Origin of the sequence: Kitasatospora sp. NBC_00240, assembly GCF_026342405.1 — a bacterium.
Taxonomy (GTDB): domain Bacteria; phylum Actinomycetota; class Actinomycetes; order Streptomycetales; family Streptomycetaceae; genus Kitasatospora.
The window spans coordinates 4,968,959-4,993,086 of record NZ_JAPEMU010000001.1 but is presented as its reverse complement, the minus strand read 5'-3'; the positions used below and the strand labels follow the sequence as shown (position 1 = coordinate 4,993,086).

Sequence of the window (24,128 nt, the reverse complement as noted above, 5' to 3'; positions counted from 1 at the left end):
GCCGGACATCCTGCCGCACCGCGGCCGGGTGGACGAGGAGGCCCCCGCCGGCGGCGCCCGGCAAGCGGTGGATCGGCCCGCGCCCCCGGCCGGAAACGACGGCGGCGGCCCTCCGGGGAGGGCCGCCGCCGTCTGATTCCGCCGTTGTCCGCTCCCGCCGGTTACGGCACGGGCGCGCCGCTGCTGGTCGGCTTGCCGGTCTTGGTCGGATCCGCCGTGGAGGCGCTGGGACTCGGCGAGGTGCAGGGGATCAGCGGCAGACAGGTCGGCTGCTGGGTCGGGCGGGTCTTGGTCGGGCTCGGGCTGGGCGAGGTACCCGCGCAGTCCACGCCGGGCACGCAGCTCGGCATCGGCGCGGTGGGCTGCTGCGGGGCCGGGGCGGTGGGCTGCTCGGGGGCCGCGGTCGCCGACTCGGTGGCCGTGGGCGAGGCCGAGGGCGAGGCGGTGCTGGGCGCCCCGGAGGAGTCGATCTGGCTGCCGACCGGCTCGGGGGTCGGGAAGTTGACCTTCTTCTCGTTGGCCAGGGCCGCCTTCATGTACCGGGTGAAGATGTCGGTCGGGGTGTCACCACCGTGGTTGGAGTCCTTGCCACCGGTGCCGTTGAGGGTCTTCAGCCCCGGGTTGCTCGGGTCCTCGCGCCACATCGAGACGGCGGTGGCGAGCTGCGGGGTGTAGCCGACCCACCAGGCCGACTTGTTCTGGTCGGTGGTACCGGTCTTGCCGGCCACCGGCCGCCCGAGCGCGTTGCTCTTGCTACCCGTACCGTTCTTGGCCACGTTGACAAGCACGTCGGTGATGTTGTCGGCCACGGCGGCGTCCAGCACCTGCTTGAGCTCGGGCTTGGCGAAGCCCGCCTTCTCCTTGCCGTTGTACTCGACCTTGACCACCGAGTACGGGTCCGCCTGCTTGCCGCTGGCGGCGAAGGTCGCGTAGGCGGAGGCCATCCGGATCGAGCTGGGGGTCGAGGTACCGAGGGCGAAGGTGGGGGTCTTCGGGTCGGTGAAGGTCTCCTTCTTCAGCCCCAGCTTCTCGGCCATGTCGGCCACGTTCTGACCGCCGACGTCCTGGTTGAGCTGGACGAACGGGACGTTGTACGACCACTGCATGGCCTGGCGCAGCGAGATGTACCCGCGCTTGCCGCTGTCCTCGTTCTTCTGCCGGTACGGCTTGCCGTCGTCACCGATCACCAGCGAGCCGTCCGGCTTGCGGATCTCCGACATGTCGTCGGAGAGGTAGCGGCTGTCGGCGTTGATCCGCGCGGGCTTGCCCTGCTTGTCGGTCTGGGTGAGCACGCCGGTCTGCATGGCGGTCGCCAGGACGAAGGGCTTGAAGGTCGAGCCGACCGGGATGCCCTTGGCGTCGGCGTTGTTGTCGTAGTGGTTGTTCTCCACGCCGGGGCCGCCGTAGATCGCCACGATGGCGCCGTCGCCGGGCCGCACCGAGGCCGCGCCGACCTGGACGAACTTGTCCAGCTCGGGGCGCTTGGTCGGGTTCAGCGTCTCGGCCTGGACGTCGTCCACGGCCTTCTTCAGGGCGTCGACCTTGTCCTTCTCGAAGGTGGTGTAGATCTTGAAGCCACCGAGGTCGAGCTTCTGCTGGTCGACCGACTTGTCCTTGGCCATCACGAACTTGTTCGCGGTGTCGACCAGGTAGCTGATCTCACCGTTCATGCTGGCGGCGGGCTTGCGCGCGATCGGCTCGGGGAACACCGAGCACTTGGCGCGCTCCTCGGCGGTGATCGCCTTGGTGATCACCATCCGGTCGAGGATCCACTTCCAGCGCAGCTCGGCGCGCGCGTGGTTGGCGGCGCCGAGCGAGGGGTCCTGGACGGCCGCGCCCTTCAGCAGGTTGGCCAGCATGGCGCTCTGGCAGACGTCGAGGTCCTTGGCGTTGATGCCGTAGTAGGACTGCGAGGCGGCCTGGATGCCGATCGAGCCGCGGCCGAACCAGCTGGTGTTCAGATAGCCCTTCAGGATCTCGGGCTTCTTCATCTTCTGATTGATCTTCAGCGTGATGAAGAACTCCTTCACCTTGCGGTCGAGGGTCTGCTCCTGGGTCAGGTACGCGTTCTTGACGTACTGCTGGGTGATGGTCGAGGCGCCCTGCGTCTCGCCGCCCTTGGCCATGTTGTAGAGGGCTCGGACTATGCCCTTGGGGTCGATGCCCGGGTCGGTCCTGAACGTCTCGTTCTCCGCGGCGATGACCGCGTTCTGGGCGCTCGGGCTGATGTCGGCCAGCTCGACGATCTGCCGGTTGGTCTCACCCTTGCGGGTCATCTCCGTGCCGTCGGCCCAGTAGTAGATGTTGTTCTGCTCTTTGACCAGGTTGTGGATGTCCGGGATGGTCGTGTTCGCGTACGCGATGCCGACCCCCGCCACGCCGGTGCCGAAGAAGAGCAGGAAGACCGACGCCGAGAGCCGCCAGGACGGCAGCCAGCGACGCACGCCGGTCTTGCCGAAGCGCGGGTAGTCGATGAAGCGCTTCTTGCCCGGCTTGCCCGGGGGGCCCTGCGCGCCGCCGCGGCCGGCGGGCGGCTCGCCGGGAGCACGCTTGCCGCCCTTCTGGGCGGCCTTGCGCATCTCGGCGCGGGTCATCCGGGGCTGCTGGGCGGTGTCCCTGCCTCCCCCTGGACGCCGGCGGCCGATGCCGTCCGACCGCAGTTCGTCACCGCCGGTCGGCCCCTCGTACGAAGGGACCCCTTCGGGCGGGTTGCCGTGGGCGTAGGGGCGGCCGCCGCCGGGGCGCTGGTCACCGCCGCCCGGGTTGTCCGACCGTCGCCGTCGTTCGCTCATCTTCCAGCAACTCCTCGTCAGGCCGTCGAGCCTGAAGGCAGGGTTCACGTCCGATGCCCGTAACCGCCCTAACCCCGGAGGTGGTCCTCGTGCACACGCGACAGCGTACGCACCTACGAATGCTTGCTATTCGGGCATCAGACGCGAAATGGAACATAACGACGACAGATCATTACAGGCCCGTTGCCTTGCCGCCCTTGACCACCATCCTGTGATCACAACCACGCGCGCCCCCCTTGCTCGTTCGGGGACCCAGGTTTACTGTTCTCGATATATCGAGTCGATACATCGGCGCGACATACAACCCACCAGCGGGGAGGAGGACGCCGGCATGAGCAGGCGGTCGGGAGTGCTGGAGTTCGCCGTTCTCGGTCTGCTCCACGACGCCCCGATGCACGGATACGAGCTGCGCAAGCGGCTCAACGTCCTGCTCGGCTCGTTCCGCGCCTTCTCCTACGGCACGCTCTACCCCTGCCTGAAGAGCCTGGTGGCCCAGGGCTTCCTCGTCGAGGACAACCCGGACGTCGAGTACGTCCCGGCCACCGCGCTCAACGGCAAGCGATCGAAGATCGTCTACCGGCTCTCCCCCGAGGGCAAGGAGCGCTTCGAGGAGCTGCTGGCCGACTCCGGCCCGGACGCCTGGGAGGACGAGCACTTCGGCGTCCACTTCGCGTTCTTCGGCCAGACCGACCGGGCCGTGCGGATGCGCGTCCTGGAAGGGCGCCGCAGCCGGCTGGAGGAGCGGCTGGAACGGATGCGCAGCTCCATCGCCCGCACCCGCGAGCGGTTCGACGACTACACACTCGAACTGCAGCGGCACGGATTGGAGTCGGTCGAGCGCGAGGTCCGCTGGCTCAACGAGCTGATCGAGACCGAGCGGGCCAACCGGACGGTACGGGGCGGGCCCTCACCCGCCTCGTCGAGCTCCGACAAGACTTCGGACGGCCGTGGCCAGGAGATCGGGTCCTCGGACCCGCCCGAGCCACCGTACGACCGCCCGGGGCGCTCCGCACAGGAGCGCTGACACCACGCCGCCTCGTGCGGCGCGGTAGGAGTGGGCGCCTCGTGCGCCCGTCAGACAGTCATTCAGTCATTGCAGAAGCAGCAGGACGAGAGCCGCCGGGACCGGCGGACCTCATGAGATCAGAGGGAGCAACCGGAATGGGTTCGGTTCGCGTAGCCATCGTGGGCGTCGGCAACTGCGCCGCGTCGCTGGTGCAGGGTGTCGAGTACTACAAGGACGCCGACCCGGCCGGCAAGGTCCCCGGGCTGATGCACGTGCAGTTCGGCGACTACCACGTCCGTGACGTCGAGTTCGTCGCCGCGTTCGACGTCGACGCCAAGAAGGTCGGCTTCGACCTGGCCGACGCCATCGGCGCCAGCGAGAACAACACCATCAAGATCTGCGACGTGCCGCCGACCGGCGTCACCGTGCAGCGTGGTCACACCCTCGACGGCCTGGGCAAGTACTACCTGGAGACCATCGAGCAGTCCGACGAGGAGCCGGTCGACGTCGTCCAGGTCCTCAAGGACCGCCAGGTCGACGTTCTCGTCTGCTACCTGCCGGTGGGCTCCGAGAAGGCCGCCAAGTTCTACGCCCAGTGCGCCATCGACGCCAAGGTCGGCTTCGTGAACGCCCTCCCGGTGTTCATCGCGGGCACCAAGGAGTGGGCGGACAAGTTCACCGAGGCCGGCGTGCCGATCGTCGGCGACGACATCAAGTCGCAGGTCGGTGCCACCATCACGCACCGCGTGATGGCGAAGCTCTTCGAGGACCGCGGTGTCCTGCTGGAGCGCACCATGCAGCTGAACGTCGGCGGCAACATGGACTTCAAGAACATGCTGGAGCGCGAGCGCCTGGAGTCGAAGAAGATCTCCAAGACGCAGGCCGTCACCTCGCAGGTCCGTGACCGTGACCTGGGCGCCAAGAACGTCCACATCGGCCCGTCCGACTACGTCGCGTGGCTCGACGACCGCAAGTGGGCGTACGTCCGCCTCGAGGGTCGCGCCTTCGGCGACGTCCCGCTGAACCTCGAGTACAAGCTCGAGGTCTGGGACTCCCCGAACTCGGCCGGTGTCATCATCGACGCCGTCCGCGCCGCGAAGATCGCCAAGGACCGCGGCATCGGCGGCCCGATCCTGTCGGCGTCCTCGTACTTCATGAAGTCCCCGCCGGTTCAGTACTTCGACGACGAGGCTCGCGACAACGTGGAGAAGTTCATCCGCGGTGAGGTCGAGCGCTGAGCGTAGCTCGGTTCGCGATTGTCCTGGCAGGGCGCTGAGCGTAGCTCGGTTCGCGATTGTCCCGGCAGGGCGCTGAGCGTAGCTCGGTTCGCGATTGTCCCGGCAGGGCGCTGAGCACGCGGTGCGGCTTTCGGGTCGTGTCCGTGCGGTGAACCTGCCGGGTCGAACTGACGACTCGTAGGGCTCCGGTGGGGGTTCCGGCATCGCCGGGGCCCCCACCGTCCTTTTCGCGGCGTTGTTTCACGTGAAACAACGGCCGGGGCCGTGGCACTCTTGGCGGGTGGCCATCACAGCGAACGGCAGCACCAGAGCTCCCAACCGTGCCACCCTCACCGGGCTGCTGCGGCAACGGGACTTCCGTCGACTGTTGACCGCCCGGGTGCTGTCGCAACTCTCCGACGGCGTGTTCCAGGTCTCGCTCGCCGCCTACGTGGTGTTCTCGCCGGAGAAGCAGTCCTCGCCGGCCGACATCGCCTCGGTGCTCGCGGTGACGCTGCTGCCCTTCTCGGTGATCGGGCCCTTCGCGGGAGTGCTGCTGGACCGCTGGCGGCGCCGGCAGGTGCTCTACCTCGGGAACCTCGCCCGGTTCGGGCTGGGGCTGGTCACCGGCGGTCTGCTGCTGGCCCGCGCGCCGGACTGGCTCTTCTTCGCCGCCGCACTGCTGGTCACCGCCCTCAACCGGTTCATCCTGGCCGGGCTCTCGGCGGCACTGCCCCGGGTGGTCGACTCGAAGCAGCTGGTCACCGCCAACGCCCTCTCGCCCACGCTCGGCACGGTCGCCGCGGCGATCGGCGGCGGCCTGGGCTTCGTGTTGCACCAGCTGATGCCGCCGGGCGCGCGGGCGGACGCCGCGCTGGTCACCTTGGCCGCGCTGCTCTACCTGTCGGCCGCGCTGGCCGCCCGGCGGATGGCGCCGGACCTGCTGGGCCCGGACCGGCACCCCGGCCGGCCCGCGCTGCGGCAGGCCCTCGGCCAGGCCGCACGGGATCTCGGCGCCGGCGTACGGCACCTGGTCCGGGACTGCCGGCCGGCCGTCCACGCGATGGCCGCCGTCACTGCCGCCCGGTTCTGCTACGGCGTACTGATCGTGGTCGTGGTGATGCTCGCCCGCTACACCTTCAACGACCCGGCGGACAGCGCGGCCGGGCTCACGACCCTCGGGCAGGCGGTCGGTCTCTCGGCCGTCGGGTTCTTCCTGGCCGCCCTGATCAGCCCGTGGTGCACCCGGCGGCTCGGCCTCGCGGGGTGGATGACGGTCTGCCTGGCCGCTCCGGTGGTGTTCGTGCCGGCGCTCGGGCTGGCCTTCCAGCTGGTTCCCGGTCTGGCCGCGGCGCTGTTGCTGGGGGTGGTCACCCAGGGCACCAAGATCTGCGCCGACACCGTGGTGCAGGAGTCGGTCGAGGACGAGTTCCGCGGCCGGGTGTTCGCCATCTACGACGTGCTGTTCAACGCGGCCTTCGTCGCCGCGGCGGCGGTGACCGCGCTGGTCCTGCCGCTGTCGGGCCGCTCGGCGACGGTTCTGGTGGGCGTGGCCCTGGTGTACGGCGCGGCCGCCCTGCTCTACGCGCGGGCCGCCCGGCGCTCGGCCCCCGACGCGGGCCCGGGCCGGGCCGGCTGACTGCCCGGTAGGCCCTCGGCGTCACTGACGTGACGGCAACTCGCTAAGGTACGTCAGAAATTGCCGCGCCGGCAGCACTCTGTCACGGGGGACTCATATGAGCACACCGCCTAATCCGTACGGTCAGCCCCAGTACGGCTACCCGCCGCCCGCCCAGCCGCCCTACGGCCAGCCGCCGGCCCCCGGGTTCGGACCGCCGCCCGCCGCCCCCGGGTTCGGCCCCCCGCAGCCGCCCGCGCCCGGTTACGGCTACCCCGGCGGCCCGGTGCCGCCGCAGCCCGGCCCGCCGCCACCGCCGTACGGCCAGCCCGGCTTCCCCCCGCCCGGTGGCGGCGGGCTGCCCCCGGGCGGCCAGCCCGGGTGGGGCCAGGCGGCTCCGCAGCCGCCCCGGCCGAAGAGCTCGAAGGTCGCGCTCAAGATCCTCGGTGCGGTCGTCGGTGTGATCGTGCTGGTCATCGGCTACTTCGTGGTGGGCCCGAGCGTCAGCAGCGCCGCGGTCGGCGACTGTGTGAAGACCAGTGGTGTCTCCGACGTCGACATCGTCAAGTGCACCGACGCCAAGGCGCAGTACAAGGTCATCGCCAAGTACACCGGCACCACCGACACCTCCAAGTGCACGGCGAACCCGGACTCCACCGCCTCGGTCTGGGGCAAGAGCGGCCGGCGCAGCAGCCGCAAGACCTACGTGCTCTGCCTCGGCCCGCTGAACGGTGCCACCGGTGGTGCCTCCCCGGCGGCCAGCTCCTCGGCCGCGCCGAGCGCCAGCGCCAGTAGCAAGCCGTCGTCCAAGCCCTCGGTCCCGTCCGCCTCCACCTCGGCCGGCAACCCGGTGCCCAGCGACGTCGACCGCGCGAAGGCGGGCGACTGCCTGCGCAACGACCACGAGACCAGCGCCAACGCGACCCACGACTCCAACCCGGACATCACGATGCTGCCGTGCAGCGACTCCCGGGCGAAGTACAAGGTGATCGCCAAGGTGCTCGGCACCACGGACGGGGACACGGCCTGCGCCAAGTACCCGGATGCGAACAGCTCGTACTACCAGGACAACGGCATCACCAAGTTCGTCCTCTGCCTGGCGGACGTCAACTGACGCCGCCCGCCCCGTGACACGGCGGAGGGGAGCCCGGCCACCGGGCTCCCCTCCGCCGTTTCCGCTCTCCGCCGTTTCCGCTCTTCGCCGCCGCCCGCCGCTCCCGCCGGCCGGGGGCGCGCCCGGGGTCAGTCCTGAGCGGCCCACCATGCGCGCAGCGCCGCGACGGCGTCCTCGTGCTCCATCGGGCCGTGCTCAAGCCGGAGCTCCAGCATGTGCTTGTACGCCTTGCCGACCTGCGGGCCGGGCTTCAGGCCGAGCAGCTCCATGATCTGGTTGCCATCGAGCGCGGGGCGCACCGCGTCCAGCTCCTCGCGCTCCTTGAGCTCGGCGATCCGCTCCTCCAGGCCGTCGTAGGTGCGCGACAGCGCGGCGGCCTTCTTCCGGTTGCGGGTGGTGCAGTCCGAGCGGGTCAGCTTGTGCAGGCGCTCCAGCAGCGGGCCTGCGTCGTTGACGTAGCGGCGCACCGCGGAGTCGGTCCACTCGCCGCCGCCGTAGCCGTGGAAGCGCAGGTGCAGCTCGACCAGCTGGGAGACGTCCTCGATGAGGTCCTTGGAGTACTTGAGGTCGCGCATCCGCTTGCGGGTCATCTTGGCGCCCACCATCTCGTGGTGGTGGAAGGAGACCCGGCCGTCCGGCTCGAAGCGCCGGGTGCGGGGCTTGCCGATGTCGTGCAGCAGCGCGGCGAGCCGCAGCACCAGGTCGGGGCCTTCCTTCTCCAGCGCGATGGCCTGCTCCAGCACGGTGAGCGAGTGCTCGTAGACGTCCTTGTGCCGGTGGTGCTCGTCGCTCTCCAGGCGGAGGGCCGGCAGCTCGGGGAGCACGTGGTCGGCGAGGCCGGTGTCGACCAGCAGCCGCAGGCCCTGGACCGGGTGGTCGGAGAGCAGCAGCTTGTTCAGCTCGGCCTGGACCCGCTCGGCGGAGACGATGGTGATCCGCTCGGCCATCGCGGTCATCGCGGCGACCACCTCGGGGGCGGGCGTGAAGTCCAGCTGGGCGGCGAAGCGGGCGGCCCGCATCATCCGCAGCGGGTCGTCGGAGAAGGACTCCTCCGGTGTGGCGGGGGTGCGCAGCACCCGCCGCTCCAGGTCGTCCAGACCGTGGTGCGGGTCGACGAAGCCGCGGCCGGGCAGGTCGACGGCCATGGCGTTGACCGTGAAGTCCCGGCGGACCAGGTCCTCCTCGATGCTCGCGCCGTAGGTCACCTCGGGCTTGCGCGAGGTGCGGTCGTAGGCCTCGGAGCGGTAGGTGGTGATCTCGATCAGGAAGGAGCCCTCGGGCGTGTCCTTGCGCGCGCCGACGGTTCCGAAGGCGATGCCGACGTCCCAGACGGCGTCCGCCCAGCCCTTGACCAGCTTGAGCACCTGCTGCGGGCGGGCGTCGGTGGTGAAGTCCAGGTCGTTGCCGAGCCGGCCGAGCAGCGCGTCCCGCACCGAGCCGCCGACCAGGGCCAGCCGGTGGCCGGCGGCCTGGAAGCGCCGGGCGACCTCATCGGCGACTGGTGAGACCCTCAGCAGTTCCTGGAGTCCCAGGGTCTGCGCCTCGCTCAGACCTGGGACGGCGGCGGGGGCGGTGCTGGAAGAATGGGCGCTGGGGTCATTGGCAGTGGACACGGCTCACAAGGGTACGGGTCCGGGCCGCCCCACCGCCCGCGGGTTTGCGGGCGTCCCGGACCGGGGGCCGGGGGCGCTCACCCGGCGCCCCCCAACACTGGGGGCCGGGGATCGTCGTTACCATGCCGGTGGGAGCGAGTCTCGGCCGCGTCAGCGCGACGGCCGCGCCGCGGTGCCACCAAGGCTGTGCGGACGGCGGACTACCGGACAGTACGGCCATTCATCTGGTCATCCGACGATCAGCGATCGAGAACGGCGAGGGCGAAGCGCGTGAGCGAGCCGGCACGGCACTCGGGCCTGGAGACGTACGGACACCGCGGACGTGCCGGTCGTGGCGGCCGCACCGCGCGGGCGGCCCGCCGGCTCGGGGCCCTCGCGGCGGGCTGCGCCGTACTGCTCGGCGCGGCGCCGCAGGCCGGCGCGCTCGACGTGCCGGGCTCCGCGGCCCGGCCGGGCCTGGCGGCCGAGGTGTCCGGTGAGTACCCGGTGGTCGTGACGATCGACGGCGTCTCACCCGCCGTGGTCACCCCCAGCGGCACGGTGACCATCACCGGCCAGGTGACCAACGGCGGCCGCGCGCCCCTGAAGGCCCCGCACGCGGCGGTCCGCGCCCCGCTCAACCACAAGCCGCTGAACACCCGCAGCGACCTCGCCGCGGTCGCCGCGCGCAACGACCCGGCGGGCGTGGACGGCGTCGACCTGCCCAGCCCGCAGGCCGCGCTGAACGAACTCGGCCCCGGCCAGAGCCAGCCGTTCACCCTGCAGGTGGCGGTGGCCGACCTCGAACTGGACCGGGAGGGCGCGTTCGAGCTCGCGGTCGACGTCCGCGGCTCGACCGGCGACAACCAGCGCGAGCGCCCGCTGGGCATCGCCCGGACCTTCCTCCCGTACAACCCGAACCCGACCGACGCCCAGCCGACCCAGGTCGCGACGCTCTGGCCGATCACCCACACCCCGGAGCTGGTCGCCCAGACCCTCTCCGACAACGACCAGAGCGTCCCCGTACTGCGGGACGACAGCCTGGCCGCCGAGTTCGCCCCCGGCGGGCGGCTCTACGAGCTGGTCGACATCGGCGCCGGCCTGACCGCGCCCACCTGGGTGGTCGACCCGGACCTGCTGGACACCGCGTACGCGATGACCAAGCCCTACCGGGTGCAGAAGCCCAACACCGCCGGCCAGTCCGCCAAGGAGGAGAACACCACCCAGGGCACCGGCACCGCGGCCGCCGCCGCCTGGCTGGACAAGCTGCGGACGGCCGTCGCCAAGAAGGGCAGCGAGGTCGTCTCGCTGCCCTACGCCGACCCGGACATCGCCTCCATCGCGCACAACGGCGCCGACCTGAGCGGCATCGACACCGCCCTGCTCAAGGCCGGCACGGCCGGGCAGGTGACGGCGGAGGGCCGGCTCTCGGTGGACGTCCGGGGGGACGTCGCCTGGCCGTACCAGGGCTACCTGGACCAGCAGATCGCCGCCACCGCGCAGCGCGGCGGGGACAACCTGCTGCTGGTGAACGGCGCCAGCCTGCCCGAGGCCGACTCGCTGAAGTACACCCCTGGCGCGGTCCGCCCGCTCGGCAACGGCCAGACCGGCGTGGTCGCGGACAGCACCGTCTCCGGCCTGTTCCAGGGCGACCTGAACACCCCGCAGTCGCAGAGCGCGGCCGTCCAGCGCTTCCTGGCGGAGACCTTCGTGATCACCCGCCAGGAGCCGCACAACCAGCGCGGGCTGCTGGTGATGCCCCCGCGCGGACTCACCGTGAACACCGCCAGGACCCTCGCGAGCGCCCTGCAGAGCGCCAACGCCGGCCAGTGGACCACCCCGGTCACGCTGGACACCGTCGCCCAGGCCGCCGCCGACCCCAAGGCGAACGGCGCGGTGCCCCCGGCCACCGACTACCCCGGCGAGGCGCGCGCCTCCGAGCTGTCGGCCAAGGCCCTCACCGAGACCATGGCCATCCAGAGCAAGCTCGACCTGCTGATGCGCATCCTCACCCTGCCGCAGCGGGTGCGCGGGCCGTTCAGCGCCGCCATGGTCCGCTCGGTGTCCACCGAGTGGCGCACCCAGGGCCCGGCCGGCGACACCTACCGCGACGGCGTGCGGGACTACCTGGCCGAGCTGTCCCAGGCGGTGCGGGTGCCCAAGAAGGGCGTCATCACCTTCGCCGGCGACACCGGTGTCCTGCAGGTCAGCGTGCGCAACGACCTCACCCAGACGATCACCAACCTCAAACTGGTGCTGACCTCCAGCCAGCCCAACCGCCTCAAGGTCGGCGACCCGGCGGACATCGTGCTCGGAGCCTCCCGCAGCGTCACCATGCAGTTCCCGGCCGAGGCGCACAACAACGGCCAGGCCACCATGACCGCCCAGCTGTGGACCACCGGCCCCGACCCGCAGCGCTACGGCGAGCCGGTCACCTTCAACGTCATGGTGACCTCGGTGACCGACGGCGTGCTGTACGTGATCGGCGCCGGGCTGCTGCTGATCCTGCTCGCCGCGCTGCGGATCTACCGCCAGCGCAAGAAGCAGGGCGTGGACCCGGACGAGGACGGCGACCGTCCCCTGGACGAGGCCGCGGACGGTGGCGGCCCCGACCGCGCCGAGGGTCCGCAGGCCCGCCCCGAGGACGCCGACGAGGGCCCGGACGACGACCGGGACGCCGTGCAGACACTGCGCGGCACCACCGCAGATGGCCGGGATCGGGCCACCGGTGATGAGAAGGTTGGTCCTTGATACCGCCCGACCCCAGGGCGCCCTCCCCCGAACAGCGAAGAGGTGGCATGAGCGGGCCCCGCGAGGAGCGAGCACAGAGCCAGGCCGGTGGACAACAGCCGGCCGAGACGCCGGGCGGCGACTGGTACGTGGCCGACACCTACGCACAGGACCCGTACGCGGCGGACGGCTACGACGGGTACGTGTCCGAGCAGGACCCGTACGGCGTCCAGGCCGGACGGGAGGGCGGCGCGCCGCCCGCCTACGACGTTCCGCCCCAGCTCCCGCCGCAGGCCAACGGCTGTCCCACGCCCGTTCCGCCGGCGATGGCACCGCCCGTCCCGCCGGTGCAGCCCGGCTGGGACACCCCGGCCCGGCCCGCCTGGGAGGAGCCCGCGGCGAACCCCGGGCCGCAGCACCCGGCGGCCCAGGGCGCCCCGCTCGCCCCGAACACCGCCCCGGCGGACTCCGGCGCCCCCGCGCCCGGTTCCGGCCCCGGTGCCCGGTGGGGGCAGCCGCAGTGGCAGGAGCCCGCCCGGGCCGAGTCCCCGTGGAACTCCGAGACCACCGAGTACGTCGGCGTGGACGCGCTGTTCGGCGGCCCCACTCAGCAGCCCACCCAGCAGCCCGGCCCGCAGACCACCCCGTACCCCGACCAGCGGCCGTCCCGGCAACCCGCGCCGCAGCCGGGCCAGCAGCCGGGGCAGCACAGCGTCTACCGGCCCGGCGCCCAGCCGATGCCGGCCCCCGGCGGTCCCGCCGCCGGCCAGGGCTACCCGGCGCCGCCCTTCGCGGCCGGTCCGCCGCAGGGCCCCGGCCCCCAGCAGGGTCCGGGCCACGAGCAGCACCCGGGCCACGGCCAGGGCGGCCAGTTCGTCCCGCCGATCGAGTTCGACCCGCCGCTCTCCGAGCAGGAGGCCACCATGCAGGTGGCGGCGGTCCAACTGCCGCCCGCCGTGGAGCCGCTGGACGAGGTCGCCGAGGAGCTCGCGGAGGAGCGCCAGGAGGCGCCCCGGCCCGCGAAGGGCGGCGGCGGAGGCAAGGTCGCCGGCCTGCTGAACTCCAGCGCGATCATGGCCGCCGGCACCCTGGTCTCCCGGGGCACCGGCTTCGTCCGCACGATGGTGATCGTCGCGGCGATCGGCGCCGTCCGGATGGGCGACTCCTACAACGCCGCCAACACCCTGCCGACCCTGCTCTACATCCTGATCGGCGGCGGCGCGCTGAACGCCGTCTTCGTGCCGCAGCTGGTCCGCAGCATGAAGCACGACGAGGACGGCGGCGCCGCCTACGCCAACCGGCTGCTCACCCTCGTGATCATCGGCCTGGCCGGGGTCTCCTTCCTGGCCGTGATCGGCGCCCCGGTCCTGGTCCAGCTGATCGCGCACGCGCTCACCACCGACCAGGCCAGCGCCGACACCACGGTGGCGCTGGCGCGCTACTGCCTGCCCACGATCTTCTTCATGGGCATCCACGTGGTGATGGGGCAGATCCTCAACGCTCGCGGCCGCTTCGGCGCGATGATGTGGACCCCGGTCCTCAACAACATCGTGGTGATCTTCACCTTCGGCGCGTACATCTGGGTCTACGGCGGATTCAGCTCCACCGGCGTCACCCCGGCCACCATCTCCCCCGAGGGCGTGCGGCTGCTCGGGCTCGGCACCCTGATCGGCCTCGCCGTCCAGGCGCTGGCGATGATCCCCTACCTGCGCGCCGCCGGGTTCAGCTACCGGCCGCGCTTCGACTGGCGCGGCCACGGCCTGGGCAAGGCCGCCCGGCTCGCCAAGTGGACCTTCTTCTTCGTCCTCGCCAACCAGGCCGGCTACCTGGTGATCACCCAGATCGCGGTCGCGGCCGGCATCGACGCCGGCGACAACGGCGCCGGCCTCTCGGCGTTCTCCAACGCCCTGCTGATCTGGCAGCTGCCGCACGCGGTGATCGCCGTCTCGATCATGAGCGCCGTCCTGCCGCGGCTCTCCCGCGCGGCCGCCGACGAGGACGCCGGCACCGTCCGGGACGACATCTCCTACGGCCTGCGCACCACCGCCGTGGCGATCATCCCCGGGGCCTTCCTGTTCCTCTCGCTGGGCCCGGCCATCGCCCGCTCGATCTACGCCGTGGGCGGCCAGCCGCAGGCCCTGGAAAGCGCCACCAACATCGGTCTGATGCTCTCGGCGTTCGCCCTCGGTCTGATCCCGTACTCGATGCAGTACGTCATGCTGCGCGGCTTCTACGCCTACGAGGACACCCGCACCCCGTTCTCCAACACCGTCTGGGTGGCGGGCTGCCAGGCCGGCTTCTCGGTCCTCTGCTACCTGGTGCTGCCCGCCCAGTGGGTGGTCACCGGGATGGCCTTCGGCTACGGTGCCGCGTACGCGGTCGGCGTCGCGGTCGCGATCCCGAAGCTCAAGCGCAAGATCGGCGGCCTGGACACCAAGCGGATCGGCCGGACCTACAGCCGGCTCGCCGCCGCCTGCGTGCCGGCGGCCGCGGTCGGCATCGGGGTCAGCCTGCTGATCGGCTCGCTGGTCGGCGGCTGGCTGGGCAGCGTCCTGACCGTCCTGGTCGCGGGCGCGCTGCAGCTGGCGGTCTTCGCGGTGGTCGCCAAGCGGCTCAAGATCGAAGAACTCAACTCGATGCTCGGGATGGTCCGCGGCCGCCTGGGCCGCTGACCGCACGTCAACCGCGCGGACAGGTGAACCTCCGCCACCCTCGGGTGGCGGCCGCTGGGCCGGATTCGGCGATCGGGTGACACCCCGGGAGCGCCGGACCCGGCCCAGCGGCCGATCTGCACCAGATCTCTCCACCGCACGCAACCGCTTGCCCGTCCCAGCGGTCGTACCCGGGGGGGAACAGTGGGCACAATTGACACGGACCGCCCCGGCCCCCGCGCCGAGGCGATCCAGCGACTTTCTCGGGTCCGGGGCGACACGACCGGGGCGACACAAGGGGAGGCATGACCACGGTGGCTGATGGCACCAAGGCGGTCGTCGACACGCCGGATGCTGACGAGGCGGCGGACGAGGCGGCGCTGGCCATGGCGATCGACGACCTCGCGGGCGACGAGCCGGCCGGCCCGCAGGACGCGGAGGAGGTCTCCGAGACCACCGCCCCGCTGTCGGCCGACGAGATCGCCGTCGAACTGGCCGCCGGCGCGGCCCTCGCGGCCGCGGCGAAGGCCAAGGCCGACGCCAAGGCAAAGGCCGCGGCGGCGGCGAAAGCCAAGGCCGATGCCAAGGCCGATGCCAAGGCCGATGCCAAGGCCGACGCCGAGGCCGAGGCCGACGGCGGGACCGAGCCCGGAACCAAGGCACCGGCCAAGGCGAAGTCCGCCCCCGGCGGGGCCGCACAGCCGCTCCCCAAGGCTGCCGCGGCCGACCCCGGACCCACCGGCCGCAAGGCCCCGGAGGCGCCCGCCAAGGCCGCCCCGAGGGCCGCCACGACCACCGCCGACACCGGCGGGACAGGCGCCCTCCCGCTCACCCTGCCCGCCCCCCTGCGGCACAGCGGCGACATCATCGGCGGCCGCTACCGGCTGGAGGAGTGCATCTCCCAGGCCGCCACCTTCAGCAGCTGGCGCGCGGTGGACGAGAAGCTGCGCCGCGCCGTCGGCGTCCACCTGATGGCCGCCGGGCACCAGCGCTCCCGGGCCGTGCTGGCCGCCGCGAAGTCCGCCGCCCTGCTCGGCGACCCGCGCTTCGTCCAGGTGCTGGACGCCGTCCAGGAGGGCGAGCTGGTCTACGTCGTCCGGGAGTGGCTCCCCGACGCCTCCGACCTCGCCAAGCTGCTCACCACCGGCCCGATGGAGCCCTACGACGCGTACCAGATGGTCCGCCAGGTCACCGACGCCATCGCCACCGCCCACCGCCGCGGCCAGGCGCACCTGCGGCTCACCCCGCGCTGCGTGCTGCGCACCGAGGGCGGCCAGTACCGGATCAACGGCATCGCCGTGGACGCCGCCCTGCGCGGCCTGCCCACCGACGACGGCGCCGACCCCGAACTCACGGACACCCGTGCCATCGGCGTTCTGCTGTACGCCGCGCTGACCCACCGCTGGCCCTTCCCCGAGGACCGCTACGACCTCCAGGGCCTGCCCAAGGGCCTGGGCCGCGTTCCTCCCAGCCAGGTCCGGGCCGGCGTCCACAAGGGCCTTTCGGAGCTCGCCGCCCGCACCATCTGCGATCCCCCGCCGCACCACGCCACCCCGATCACCACGCCCGAGGAGCTGGCCAAGGCCATCGCGCTGATGCCCCGCATCCGCCAGCCCGAGCCGGAGCTGCCCGCCTTCACCCCGCCCCGGCGCACCCCGCCGGCGCCCGTCACCGCCGCCGTACCCGCCGGCCCGGCCTTCCACGGCCCGCTGCCGTACCCGCCGCCCCGGCCTCGGCGCCGCCGGCTGCGCCGGGTGCTCAAGGCGACGGCCTGGACGGTCGCGCTGGCCGCCGTCGGCTTCTCCTCCTGGCAGCTGGTCGGACAGCTGCGCGACACCGGCCGCAGCACCGACATCGCCGAGCCGTCCGCCACCCGGTCCGACGCCGCCCACGCGCAGATCGGCGTACCCGCCCCCACCGCCCCCGCCGGCACCCCGATCGCGATCGCGGACGTGAAGTCCTTCAACCCGCTGGGCGACTCCCCCGAGAGCGTCCCGAGGCTGCCGCTCACCCACGACGGCAACCCCGACACGACCTGGACCACGCTCGACTACCGGAACCCCCTGCAGATGATCAAGGAGGGCACCGGCCTCCTGGTGGACCTCGGCTCGCCCCAGCAGGTCGGGTCGGTCGGCGTCCAGTTCATCGGCAGCACCCGGGTCGAGCTGCGCGTCCCGACCAACCAGTCCGCGACCGCCCCCGGCAAGCCCGGCGACTACCGCGTCGTCGCCCAGAGCACCGGCGCCCAGGCCGACCTCAAGCCCGATGCCCCGGTGACCACCCGCTACCTCTTGATCTGGATGACCGACCTCCCCAAGGATGGGGGCGTCTGGCACGGCCAGGTGTCCGAGATCAAGGTCACCGGCTGACGACGGGCACCGCCGGGCACCGCTCGCGCCCCCGCGCGAACAGCCCGGCCCGTACGCGCGGGCCGGTGCCCGCCGGGCCGTACCCGCGGGCCGCACGCCGGCCCGGACGTGGACCGGCGGGCCCGCGCCGACGGGCGCGACAGAACGACGACGAGGGGTGGGAGGGGTGCGGATGGCGGACGCCGAGGACAGTGACGCCGAGCTGCTGAGCCGGCACGTCGCCGGCGACCCGGACGCCTTCGGCGTGCTGGTGCGGCGCCACCGCGACCGGCTCTGGGCCGTCGCGCTGCGCACCCTCGGCGACCGCGAGGAGGCCGCCGACGCCGTCCAGGACGCCCTGGTGTCGGCCTTCCGCTCCGCCCACACCTTCCAGGGGCGCTCCGCCGTCACCACCTGGCTGCACCGGATCGTGGTCAACGCCTGCCTCGACCGGGCCCGGCGCACCGCCACCCGGCGCACCGGCCCGCTGGACGACGACCCGCAGCGCCTGGACACCCTGGTCGGCAGCTCCGAGGCCGCCGACCACCCGGTCGTCCGGGCCGAGGTCCGCCGCGAGGTGACGGCCGCGCTCGACGCACTGCCCGCCGAACAGCGGGCCGCCCTCGTCCTGGTCGACATGCAGGGCTACCCGGTCGCCGAGGCCGCCGAGGTGCTCGGGGTCCCGGTGGGCACCGTCAAGAGCCGCTGCGCCCGCGGCCGCGCCCGGCTGCTCCCGCTGGTCCGCCATCTGCGGGAGAGCGGCCCCGGCGGCCCGGGGAGCGGCGGCCCCGACGGCACCGGGAGCGGCGGCACGCCCGGCTCCGGCGCACCGGGCCCGACGATCCACGGCGCTGTTTCACGTGAAACACCGCACCGATCGGCCCCCGACGGGAACCCGTCCGGCCCCCGGACCGTCACAGGGACGAGCACCGGCAGCGATCCGATCCTGGAAGGAGATGCGACCGCGCGATGACGCCCCCCACTTCTTCCCCGCATCCGGCCGGACCGCACCCCTCGATCGACGAGCTCGCCGACCTCGCCGAGGAGCTGATCGAGGACCCGGGCACCGCCGACTCGCTGCGTGAGCACCTCACCGGCTGCCCGGAGTGCCGCGAGACCCTGGCCGCGCTGGCCGAGGTGAGCGACCTCCTGGGCGCTGTGGAAACCCCGCCGATGCCGGACGACGTCGCCCGCCGGCTCGACGCGGCACTGGCCGCCGAGGCCGCAGGAAAGGGCGTGGACGCCGGGGCCACCCGCCCGCCCGGCCACTCCGCGCCCTCCGCCTCCGCGCCCGCCCACCAGACGCCGGCCCACCCGCGGCAGGAGCCCCGCCCCCTTCCCACCGCCCCCCCGGCCGGTCCCGGACGGAACCGGCGGCGGGCCAGGCGCCGGGTCCTGCTGGGCACCGCCTTCGCCCTGGCGGCCGTGACCCTCGGCGCACTCCTGCTGCGGACGCCGGCCCCCGACCAGGCGGCCGACACGGCGGCCGGGGCGGCCGCCGCCTCCACCGCCGCCCCCTCCTTCGACGTGCCCTCCCCGGGCTCCCCCTCCTTCGGCGGTGGGCAGCGCCCCGGCAGCGAGGCCCCGCAGGAGCAGCCCGCGATCAAGGGCGGGGCGTCCGTGTACCGCGAGGAGACCCTGGCCGCACAGGCCCGGCAACTCGTCCGCGCGGCCCGTCCGGCGGCCCGGCCCGCCGACGGCACGGACCTCAGCACGCACACCGCGCCCCCCTGCGCACCCTCCGGCACCGGCTCGCTGCTCGCCACCGACCACGGCACCTTCGAGGGCGTCCCCGTGGAGGTCCTGGTGTACGCGGACCCCGGCAACCCCGACCAGCTCGATGTCTACCTGGTAGCGAGCGACTGCGGCACCGCGCCCGCGACGGTCCTGCTGCACCGGACCGTCCCGGCCCACTGAGCGGCCCACCGACCGGCACGCCGGCCGGTCCCGGCCGGCGTCCCGAACCCGGCGGCCGTACGTGCCGCCGCTCGGGCCGCGGGACCTGCCGCCGGTCCCCGACACCCGCGCCCCCCGCACGAGCCCCTGGCGCCCCCCACGGGGCCCACAGTGCGGGCACCTGGTACGCATTGCGCCGGGAATGCGGGAGACTGGTCAATCGTTGTCCCGGGCGGCGGAGCAGGACCGCCCTCCCCGCACAAGCGCGGGTCGCGATGCGAACCAGGAGATGCAGTGAGCGACGTCCGTAATGTGATCATCATCGGTTCCGGCCCGGCCGGGTACACCTCCGCGCTGTACACCGCCCGAGCCTCGCTCAAGCCGCTGGTCTTCGAAGGCGCCGTCACCGCCGGTGGCGCCCTGATGAACACCACCGAGGTGGAGAACTTCCCCGGTTTCCGGGACGGCATCATGGGCCCCGAGCTGATGGACAACATGCGGGCGCAGGCCGAGCGCTTCGGCGCCGAGCTCGTCCCCGACGACATCGTCTCGGTCGACCTCACCGGCGACGTGAAGACCGTCACCGACTCCGAGGGCAACGTCCACCGCGCTCACGCCGTGATCGTCACCACCGGCTCCCAGCACCGCAAGCTCGGCCTCCCGCGCGAGGACGCGCTCTCCGGCCGGGGCGTCTCCTGGTGCGCCACCTGCGACGGGTTCTTCTTCCGCGACCAGGACATCGCCGTGGTCGGCGGCGGCGACACCGCGCTGGAGGAGGCGACCTTCCTCTCCCGCTTCGCCCGCAGCGTCACCGTGATCCACCGCCGCGACAGCCTGCGCGCCTCCAAGGCGATGCAGGAGCGGGCCTTCGCCGACCCGAAGATCAGCTTCGCCTGGGACAGCGCCGTCGAGGCGATCCACGGCGACCCGAAGCTGACCGGCGTCACCCTGCGCGACACCACCACGGGCGAGCAGCGCGAGCTGGCCGTCACCGGCCTGTTCATCGCGATCGGCCACGACCCGCGCACCGAGCTGTTCACCGGCCAGCTGGACCTCGACGCCGAGGGCTACCTCAAGGTCGAGGCCCCGTCCACCCGCACCAACATCCCCGGCGTCTTCGGTGCCGGCGACGTGGTCGACCACACCTACCGCCAGGCGATCACCGCTTCCGGCACCGGCTGCGCCGCCGCTCTGGACGCCGAGCGCTACCTCGCCTCGCTGGCCGACCTGGAGGCTCAGGCCGCCACCGTCGCGGTCTGACCCCCGCACACCTGATCCACCGGGTGGGGCAGTCCCACGCGCTGCTCCGTTTCACGTGAAACACGTCGACGCGGAGCAGACCGCAGCAGCGGTACGACGCGTACGGGCCATGCCCCACCCACCCCCCTCGGCCGGGACAGAAACATAACGGCCCCCGCCGTTGTTGTCCTGGCGGCAACACTCGTCCGTGACCCTTAGGAGCTACCGTGGCCGGCGCCACCAACATCGTGACCGACGCGTCCTTCGAGGCCGACGTCCTCAAGAGCGACAAGCCCGTCCTGGTCGATTTCTGGGCCACCTGGTGCGGCCCGTGCCGCCAGATCGCCCCGATTCTCGAAGAGATCGCGGGCGAGCACGGCGACAAGCTGACCATCGCGAAGCTCGACGTCGACGCCAACCAGCAGACGGCCGCGGCCTACAACGTCATCTCGATCCCGACGATGATCGTCTACAAGGACGGCCAGCCGGTGAAGTCCATCACCGGTGCCCGCCCGAAGGCCGCCCTCCTGCGCGAGCTGGCCGAGTTCATCTAGGCTCCCCGGTCCTACGGCTGAGGCGGGACTCCCCACCGGGGAGTCCCGCCTCAGCCGTTCCCACCCTCAGCCGTTCCCGCGCTCGTCCTGCGGCGCCGGCCGGCCGGGTCGGCACCTGCCCCGCCGACCCGGGGTGTCCACTCAGAACGGCCGGAGAGCCGGCTCCTTACGCGCCCCGCCCAGCAGCCGTTCCAGGGCCACCTCCATGTCGCCCTTCCACGAGAGCGCGGTCCGCGCCTCCAGCCGCAGCCTCGGGTACCGGCGGTGCGGTCGGACCGTCTTGAAGCCGACCGCGAGCAGGTGCTCCGCCGGCAGGACACAGCTCGGACGCTCCGGACCGACCGCCCCGAAAGCCTCGATCGCCCGGACCCCGCGCCCCATCAGGTCCTTCACCACCGTCTGGACCAGCACCCGACCCAGCCCCTGCCGCTGGTAGCCGGGCAGCACCCGGCTGACCATCAGCAGCACCGCGTCAGGAGACACCGGACTGGTCGGGAAGGCCAGCGAACGCGGCACGTAGGCCGGTGGTGCGTAGGTCACGAAGCCGGCCGGGTCGTCGTCCACGTACACGATCCGGCCGCAGGAGCCCCATTCCAGCAGAACGGCGGAGATCCACCCCTCCTTCTCCAGCTCGGGCTTCCCGGCCTCCACCGCCTCCCTGGCGGTGACCGGGTCCAGCTCCCAGAACACGCAGGAGCGGCAGGTGTTCGGCAGATCGCCGAGATTGTCCAACGTCAGCGGGGCGATCCTGCGTCCCATGCCCCGCACCTCCTCGTCCTCACTTCGAGCATTCCCCCCTAGGAGCCCGCGCTCCACACGCCGATGGGTGCATGTTTCACGTGAAACGCGGTTCGGTGTCCGCGGTTCCCTGTGAAGCATGCACCCATCGGTCCAGCTCGCCGTTCAGCTCTGCGACAGCCGCAGCCCGTCCTCCCCGGGTGCCAGGCTGTCCAGGATGCGGTTGAGGTCGTCCACCGACGCGAACTCCAGAACGACCTTGCCCTTGCCGAGCTTGCCGCCGCGCTGCGAGACCTCGACCTTGACCCGGGTCTCGAAGCGGTCCGAGAGCCGGCCCGCCAGGTCGTTGAAGGCCGGCGAGAGCAGCTTGCCCGCCTTCGGGCCGTTGGCCCGCTGCGGCTTGTCCTCACTCGCCATCAGCTTGGCGATCTCCTCGGTGGTCCGCACCGAGAGACCCTCCGCGACGATCCGCTTCGCCAGCGCGTCCTGCTGCTCGCCGTCGCCGACACTCAGCAGCGCCCGGGCGTGGCCGGCGGTCAGCACACCGGCGGCGACCCGGCGCTGCACGGCGGGGGAGAGGTTGAGCAGCCGCAGGGTGTTGGAGACGTGCGAGCGCGAGCGGCCGATCCGGTCGGCCAGCTCGTCGTGCGTGCAGGAGAAGTCGCGCAGCAGCTGGTCGTACGCGGCGCCCTCCTCCAGCGGGTTCAGCTCGGCCCGGTGCAGGTTCTCCAGGAGCCCTTCCAGCAGCAGCTTGTCGTCCTCGGTGGCCCGGACGATCGCGGGGATCTGCTCCAGCCCGGCCTCCCGGGAGGCCCGCCAGCGCCGCTCGCCCATGATGAGCTCGTAGCGCTCCTCGCCGACCTGGCGCACCACCACCGGCTGGAGCAGGCCCACCTCCTTGATGGAGGCGACCAGCTCGGCCAGCTTGTCCTCGTCGAAGACCTCGCGGGGCTGGCGGGGGTTCGGCGTGATCGAGTCCAGCGGCAGCTCGGCGAACCGGGCCCCGTCGACCGGGGCCAGCTGGATGGCCCCGGCAGGATCGGCGGCCGGCGCCACCGGCTGCTCGGGTACCTCCGACCGCGACTCACGGGCGCTCTCGGCCGCGGCCTTGGCCGCCACCGTGCCCCGCCCGGTGGGCAGCAGCGGTGCCGCTCCACGCGCCGGCGCGCTCTCGACGAGCGCCTCCCCCGGCGCGGGCTCCGCCGTCCGGGGCGATGCCACCGCGCCGGCCGCCACCGGCGTCGTGGCCGGGATCAGTGCCCCGATCCCTCGTCCCAAGCCCCTGCGAACACTCACCGATTGTCCTCCGTCGTGCTGTGCTGAACCATCTGGTGGGCGGCCTGGGCCGCGCCACGCTGCTGTCCCACCATGCCGGTTCCGGTGGCCGCGCCGCGGAGTGCCAGCTCGCGGGCGGCCTCCAGGTACGACAACGCACCGGTGGAACCCGGATCGTACGTGAGCACCGTCTGCCCGTAGCTCGGCGCCTCCGAGACGCGGACCGAGCGCGGGATGGCGGTCTGCAGCACCTCCTGCTGGAAGTGCGTCCGCACCTCCTCCGCCACCTGGGCCGCGAGCCTCGTCCGGGCGTCGTACATGGTGAGGAGGATGGTGGAGACGTGCAGCGCGGGGTTGAGGTGGGCCCGCACCAGCTCGACGTTGCGCAGCAGCTGGCCGAGCCCCTCCAGCGCGTAGTACTCGCACTGGATCGGGATCAGCACCTCCTGCCCGGCCACCAGCGCGTTGACCGTGAGCAGGCCGAGCGAGGGCGGGCAGTCGATCAGGATGTAGTCGAGCGGCTGCTCGTAGGCGGCGATGGCGCGCTGGAGCCTGCCTTCGCGGGCCACCAGGGAGACCAGCTCGATCTCGGCGCCGGCCAGGTCGATGGTCGCGGGGACGCAGAACAGCCCCTCCACGTCGACCACCGGCTGGACCACGTCGGCGAGGGGCTTGCCCTCGACCAGGACGTCGTAGATCGACGGCACCTCGGCGTGGTGGTCGATCCCGAGCGCCGTGGAGGCGTTGCCCTGCGGGTCGAGGTCCACCACGAGGACGCGCAGTCCGTGCATGGCGAGCGAAGCCGCCAGGTTGACGGTGGTGGTGGTCTTCCCCACCCCGCCCTTCTGGTTGGCCACCACGATCACCCGGGTGACGGCCGGCCGGGGGAGGCCCTCGCCGGCCCGCCCGATGGCCTGAACCGCGGCCTGGGCGGCACGCGCGATGGGCGTGTCGTCGATCTGGTCGATGGTCTCGGAGTCCTGCATAGGGGTCAGTGTTTCACGTGAAACCGGAGCGGCAACAGTCGCCGCCCAGGTGCGACCAAGCCCACGGCGAAGCCGCAGGTCGAAACTTCCGGAGAGCAGAGCGCGACGTTTCACGTGAAACACCATGCCCGCTATGTCGGAAATCTGACGCTGCGACACTCCGTGGCTTCGGCGTCACCCTGTTGGCCGTCCGCCGGACCACCCGCCACCAGCCATCGGCGTCGACACCGGCAAGGACAATCCCGGCGCCCCCTGGACTCCCCGGGCCCCCTGCGCAGGACCACAGAAGGCGTGGCCATCCCCGAGCCGCTCCCGCCGCCCGCACCGACCTGCCAGGCCGCCAGGCCGCCAGGCCGCCCCGGGCAACGGAAA

At 72.5% G+C, this 24,128-nt stretch carries 16 protein-coding genes; 11 read left to right on the top strand and 5 right to left on the bottom strand.

Going from position 1 to position 24,128, the window contains the following annotated elements:
• Positions 1 to 161: 161 nt before the first annotated feature.
• Positions 162 to 2,792, bottom strand: a complete 2,631-nt coding sequence (locus tag OG689_RS21125; protein ID WP_266322492.1) for a transglycosylase domain-containing protein — start codon at positions 2,790 to 2,792, stop codon at positions 162 to 164.
• 331 nt (positions 2,793 to 3,123) lie between these two features.
• Here OG689_RS21125 and OG689_RS21120 point away from each other — a divergent pair, with 331 nt between their 5' ends.
• The 4 genes from OG689_RS21120 to OG689_RS21105 all read left to right on the top strand — a co-directional run bounded on the left by OG689_RS21120 (position 3,124) and on the right by OG689_RS21105 (position 7,747).
• Positions 3,124 to 3,816, top strand: a complete 693-nt coding sequence (locus tag OG689_RS21120; RefSeq protein ID WP_266322491.1) for a PadR family transcriptional regulator — start codon at positions 3,124 to 3,126, stop codon at positions 3,814 to 3,816.
• Positions 3,817 to 3,953: 137 nt separating this feature from the next.
• Positions 3,954 to 5,036 (top strand): inositol-3-phosphate synthase, encoded by a 1,083-nt coding sequence (locus tag OG689_RS21115; RefSeq protein WP_266322490.1) that lies wholly within the window; start codon positions 3,954 to 3,956, stop codon positions 5,034 to 5,036.
• Positions 5,037 to 5,316: 280 nt separating this feature from the next.
• Positions 5,317 to 6,654 carry an MFS transporter gene (locus tag OG689_RS21110; protein WP_266322489.1) on the top strand — a complete coding sequence of 446 codons (1,338 nt, stop codon included), beginning with the start codon at positions 5,317 to 5,319 and terminating at the stop codon, positions 6,652 to 6,654.
• Between the two features lie 97 nt (positions 6,655 to 6,751).
• Positions 6,752 to 7,747: a hypothetical protein gene (locus OG689_RS21105; protein WP_266322488.1), complete on the top strand. Its 996-nt coding sequence runs from the start codon at positions 6,752 to 6,754 to the stop codon at positions 7,745 to 7,747.
• A gap of 128 nt (positions 7,748 to 7,875) precedes the next feature.
• On the opposite strand, the gene OG689_RS21100 is transcribed toward OG689_RS21105, so the two are convergent.
• Positions 7,876 to 9,297 carry a CCA tRNA nucleotidyltransferase gene (locus OG689_RS21100; RefSeq protein ID WP_266327317.1) on the bottom strand — a complete coding sequence of 474 codons (1,422 nt, stop codon included), beginning with the start codon at positions 9,295 to 9,297 and terminating at the stop codon, positions 7,876 to 7,878.
• Positions 9,298 to 9,630: 333 nt separating this feature from the next.
• Between OG689_RS21100 and OG689_RS21095 the strand changes: the two genes are divergently transcribed.
• The 7 genes from OG689_RS21095 (at position 9,631) to trxA (ending at position 20,757) form a co-directional block, all read left to right on the top strand.
• A complete protein-coding gene (locus OG689_RS21095; RefSeq protein WP_266322487.1) occupies positions 9,631 to 12,090 on the top strand; it encodes a DUF6049 family protein in 2,460 nt (819 codons plus the stop codon).
• Between the two features lie 47 nt (positions 12,091 to 12,137).
• Positions 12,138 to 14,741 carry a murein biosynthesis integral membrane protein MurJ gene (gene murJ / locus OG689_RS21090; RefSeq protein ID WP_266322486.1) on the top strand — a complete coding sequence of 868 codons (2,604 nt, stop codon included), beginning with the start codon at positions 12,138 to 12,140 and terminating at the stop codon, positions 14,739 to 14,741.
• A 284-nt stretch (positions 14,742 to 15,025) separates the two neighbouring features.
• Positions 15,026 to 17,089, top strand: a complete 2,064-nt coding sequence (locus tag OG689_RS21085; RefSeq protein ID WP_266322485.1) for a protein kinase family protein — start codon at positions 15,026 to 15,028, stop codon at positions 17,087 to 17,089.
• A gap of 172 nt (positions 17,090 to 17,261) precedes the next feature.
• Complete coding sequence (gene sigM, locus OG689_RS21080; protein ID WP_266322484.1) at positions 17,262 to 18,041, top strand: RNA polymerase sigma factor SigM; 780 nt, start codon at positions 17,262 to 17,264, stop codon at positions 18,039 to 18,041.
• Positions 18,038 to 18,985, top strand: coding sequence for a hypothetical protein (locus tag OG689_RS21075; RefSeq protein ID WP_266322483.1), 948 nt, complete (start codon positions 18,038 to 18,040; stop codon positions 18,983 to 18,985). The genes sigM and OG689_RS21075 overlap by 4 nt, the downstream gene beginning before the upstream one ends.
• Before the next feature lie 273 nt (positions 18,986 to 19,258).
• The gene (gene trxB, locus OG689_RS21070; RefSeq protein ID WP_266322482.1) at positions 19,259 to 20,224 is read left to right on the top strand and encodes a thioredoxin-disulfide reductase; all 966 of its coding nucleotides are present in this window, start codon (positions 19,259 to 19,261) and stop codon (positions 20,222 to 20,224) included.
• A gap of 206 nt (positions 20,225 to 20,430) precedes the next feature.
• Positions 20,431 to 20,757, top strand: coding sequence for a thioredoxin (gene trxA / locus OG689_RS21065; RefSeq protein ID WP_073929206.1), 327 nt, complete (start codon positions 20,431 to 20,433; stop codon positions 20,755 to 20,757).
• Between the two features lie 141 nt (positions 20,758 to 20,898).
• On the opposite strand, the gene OG689_RS21060 is transcribed toward trxA, so the two are convergent.
• The 3 genes from OG689_RS21060 to OG689_RS21050 all read right to left on the bottom strand — a co-directional run bounded on the left by OG689_RS21060 (position 20,899) and on the right by OG689_RS21050 (position 23,756).
• The gene (locus tag OG689_RS21060; RefSeq protein WP_266322481.1) at positions 20,899 to 21,516 is read right to left on the bottom strand and encodes a GNAT family N-acetyltransferase; all 618 of its coding nucleotides are present in this window, start codon (positions 21,514 to 21,516) and stop codon (positions 20,899 to 20,901) included.
• A gap of 144 nt (positions 21,517 to 21,660) precedes the next feature.
• On the bottom strand, positions 21,661 to 22,791 hold the full coding sequence (locus OG689_RS21055; RefSeq protein ID WP_266322480.1) for a ParB/RepB/Spo0J family partition protein: 1,131 nt from the start codon (positions 22,789 to 22,791) through the stop codon (positions 21,661 to 21,663).
• Complete coding sequence (locus OG689_RS21050) at positions 22,788 to 23,756, bottom strand: ParA family protein (RefSeq protein WP_266322479.1); 969 nt, start codon at positions 23,754 to 23,756, stop codon at positions 22,788 to 22,790. Before OG689_RS21050 ends, OG689_RS21055 begins: the two co-directional genes overlap by 4 nt.
• Positions 23,757 to 24,128 lie beyond the last annotated feature (372 nt).

What these genes read in the sequence shown, in the direction of transcription:
- OG689_RS21085 (WP_266322485.1), top strand. Translation starts at nt 15,026, where the DNA reads ATGACCACGGTGGCTGATGGCACCAAGGCGGTCGTCGACACGCCGGAT.
- OG689_RS21050 (WP_266322479.1), bottom strand. Translation starts at nt 23,756, where the DNA reads ATGCAGGACTCCGAGACCATCGACCAGATCGACGACACGCCCATCGCG.
- OG689_RS21120 (WP_266322491.1), top strand. Translation starts at nt 3,124, where the DNA reads ATGAGCAGGCGGTCGGGAGTGCTGGAGTTCGCCGTTCTCGGTCTGCTC.
- OG689_RS21075 (WP_266322483.1), top strand. Translation starts at nt 18,038, where the DNA reads ATGACGCCCCCCACTTCTTCCCCGCATCCGGCCGGACCGCACCCCTCG.
- OG689_RS21125 (WP_266322492.1), bottom strand. Translation starts at nt 2,792, where the DNA reads ATGAGCGAACGACGGCGACGGTCGGACAACCCGGGCGGCGGTGACCAG.
- OG689_RS21105 (WP_266322488.1), top strand. Translation starts at nt 6,752, where the DNA reads ATGAGCACACCGCCTAATCCGTACGGTCAGCCCCAGTACGGCTACCCG.
- OG689_RS21115 (WP_266322490.1), top strand. Translation starts at nt 3,954, where the DNA reads ATGGGTTCGGTTCGCGTAGCCATCGTGGGCGTCGGCAACTGCGCCGCG.
- OG689_RS21060 (WP_266322481.1), bottom strand. Translation starts at nt 21,516, where the DNA reads ATGGGACGCAGGATCGCCCCGCTGACGTTGGACAATCTCGGCGATCTG.
- sigM (WP_266322484.1), top strand. Translation starts at nt 17,262, where the DNA reads ATGGCGGACGCCGAGGACAGTGACGCCGAGCTGCTGAGCCGGCACGTC.
- murJ (WP_266322486.1), top strand. Translation starts at nt 12,138, where the DNA reads ATGAGCGGGCCCCGCGAGGAGCGAGCACAGAGCCAGGCCGGTGGACAA.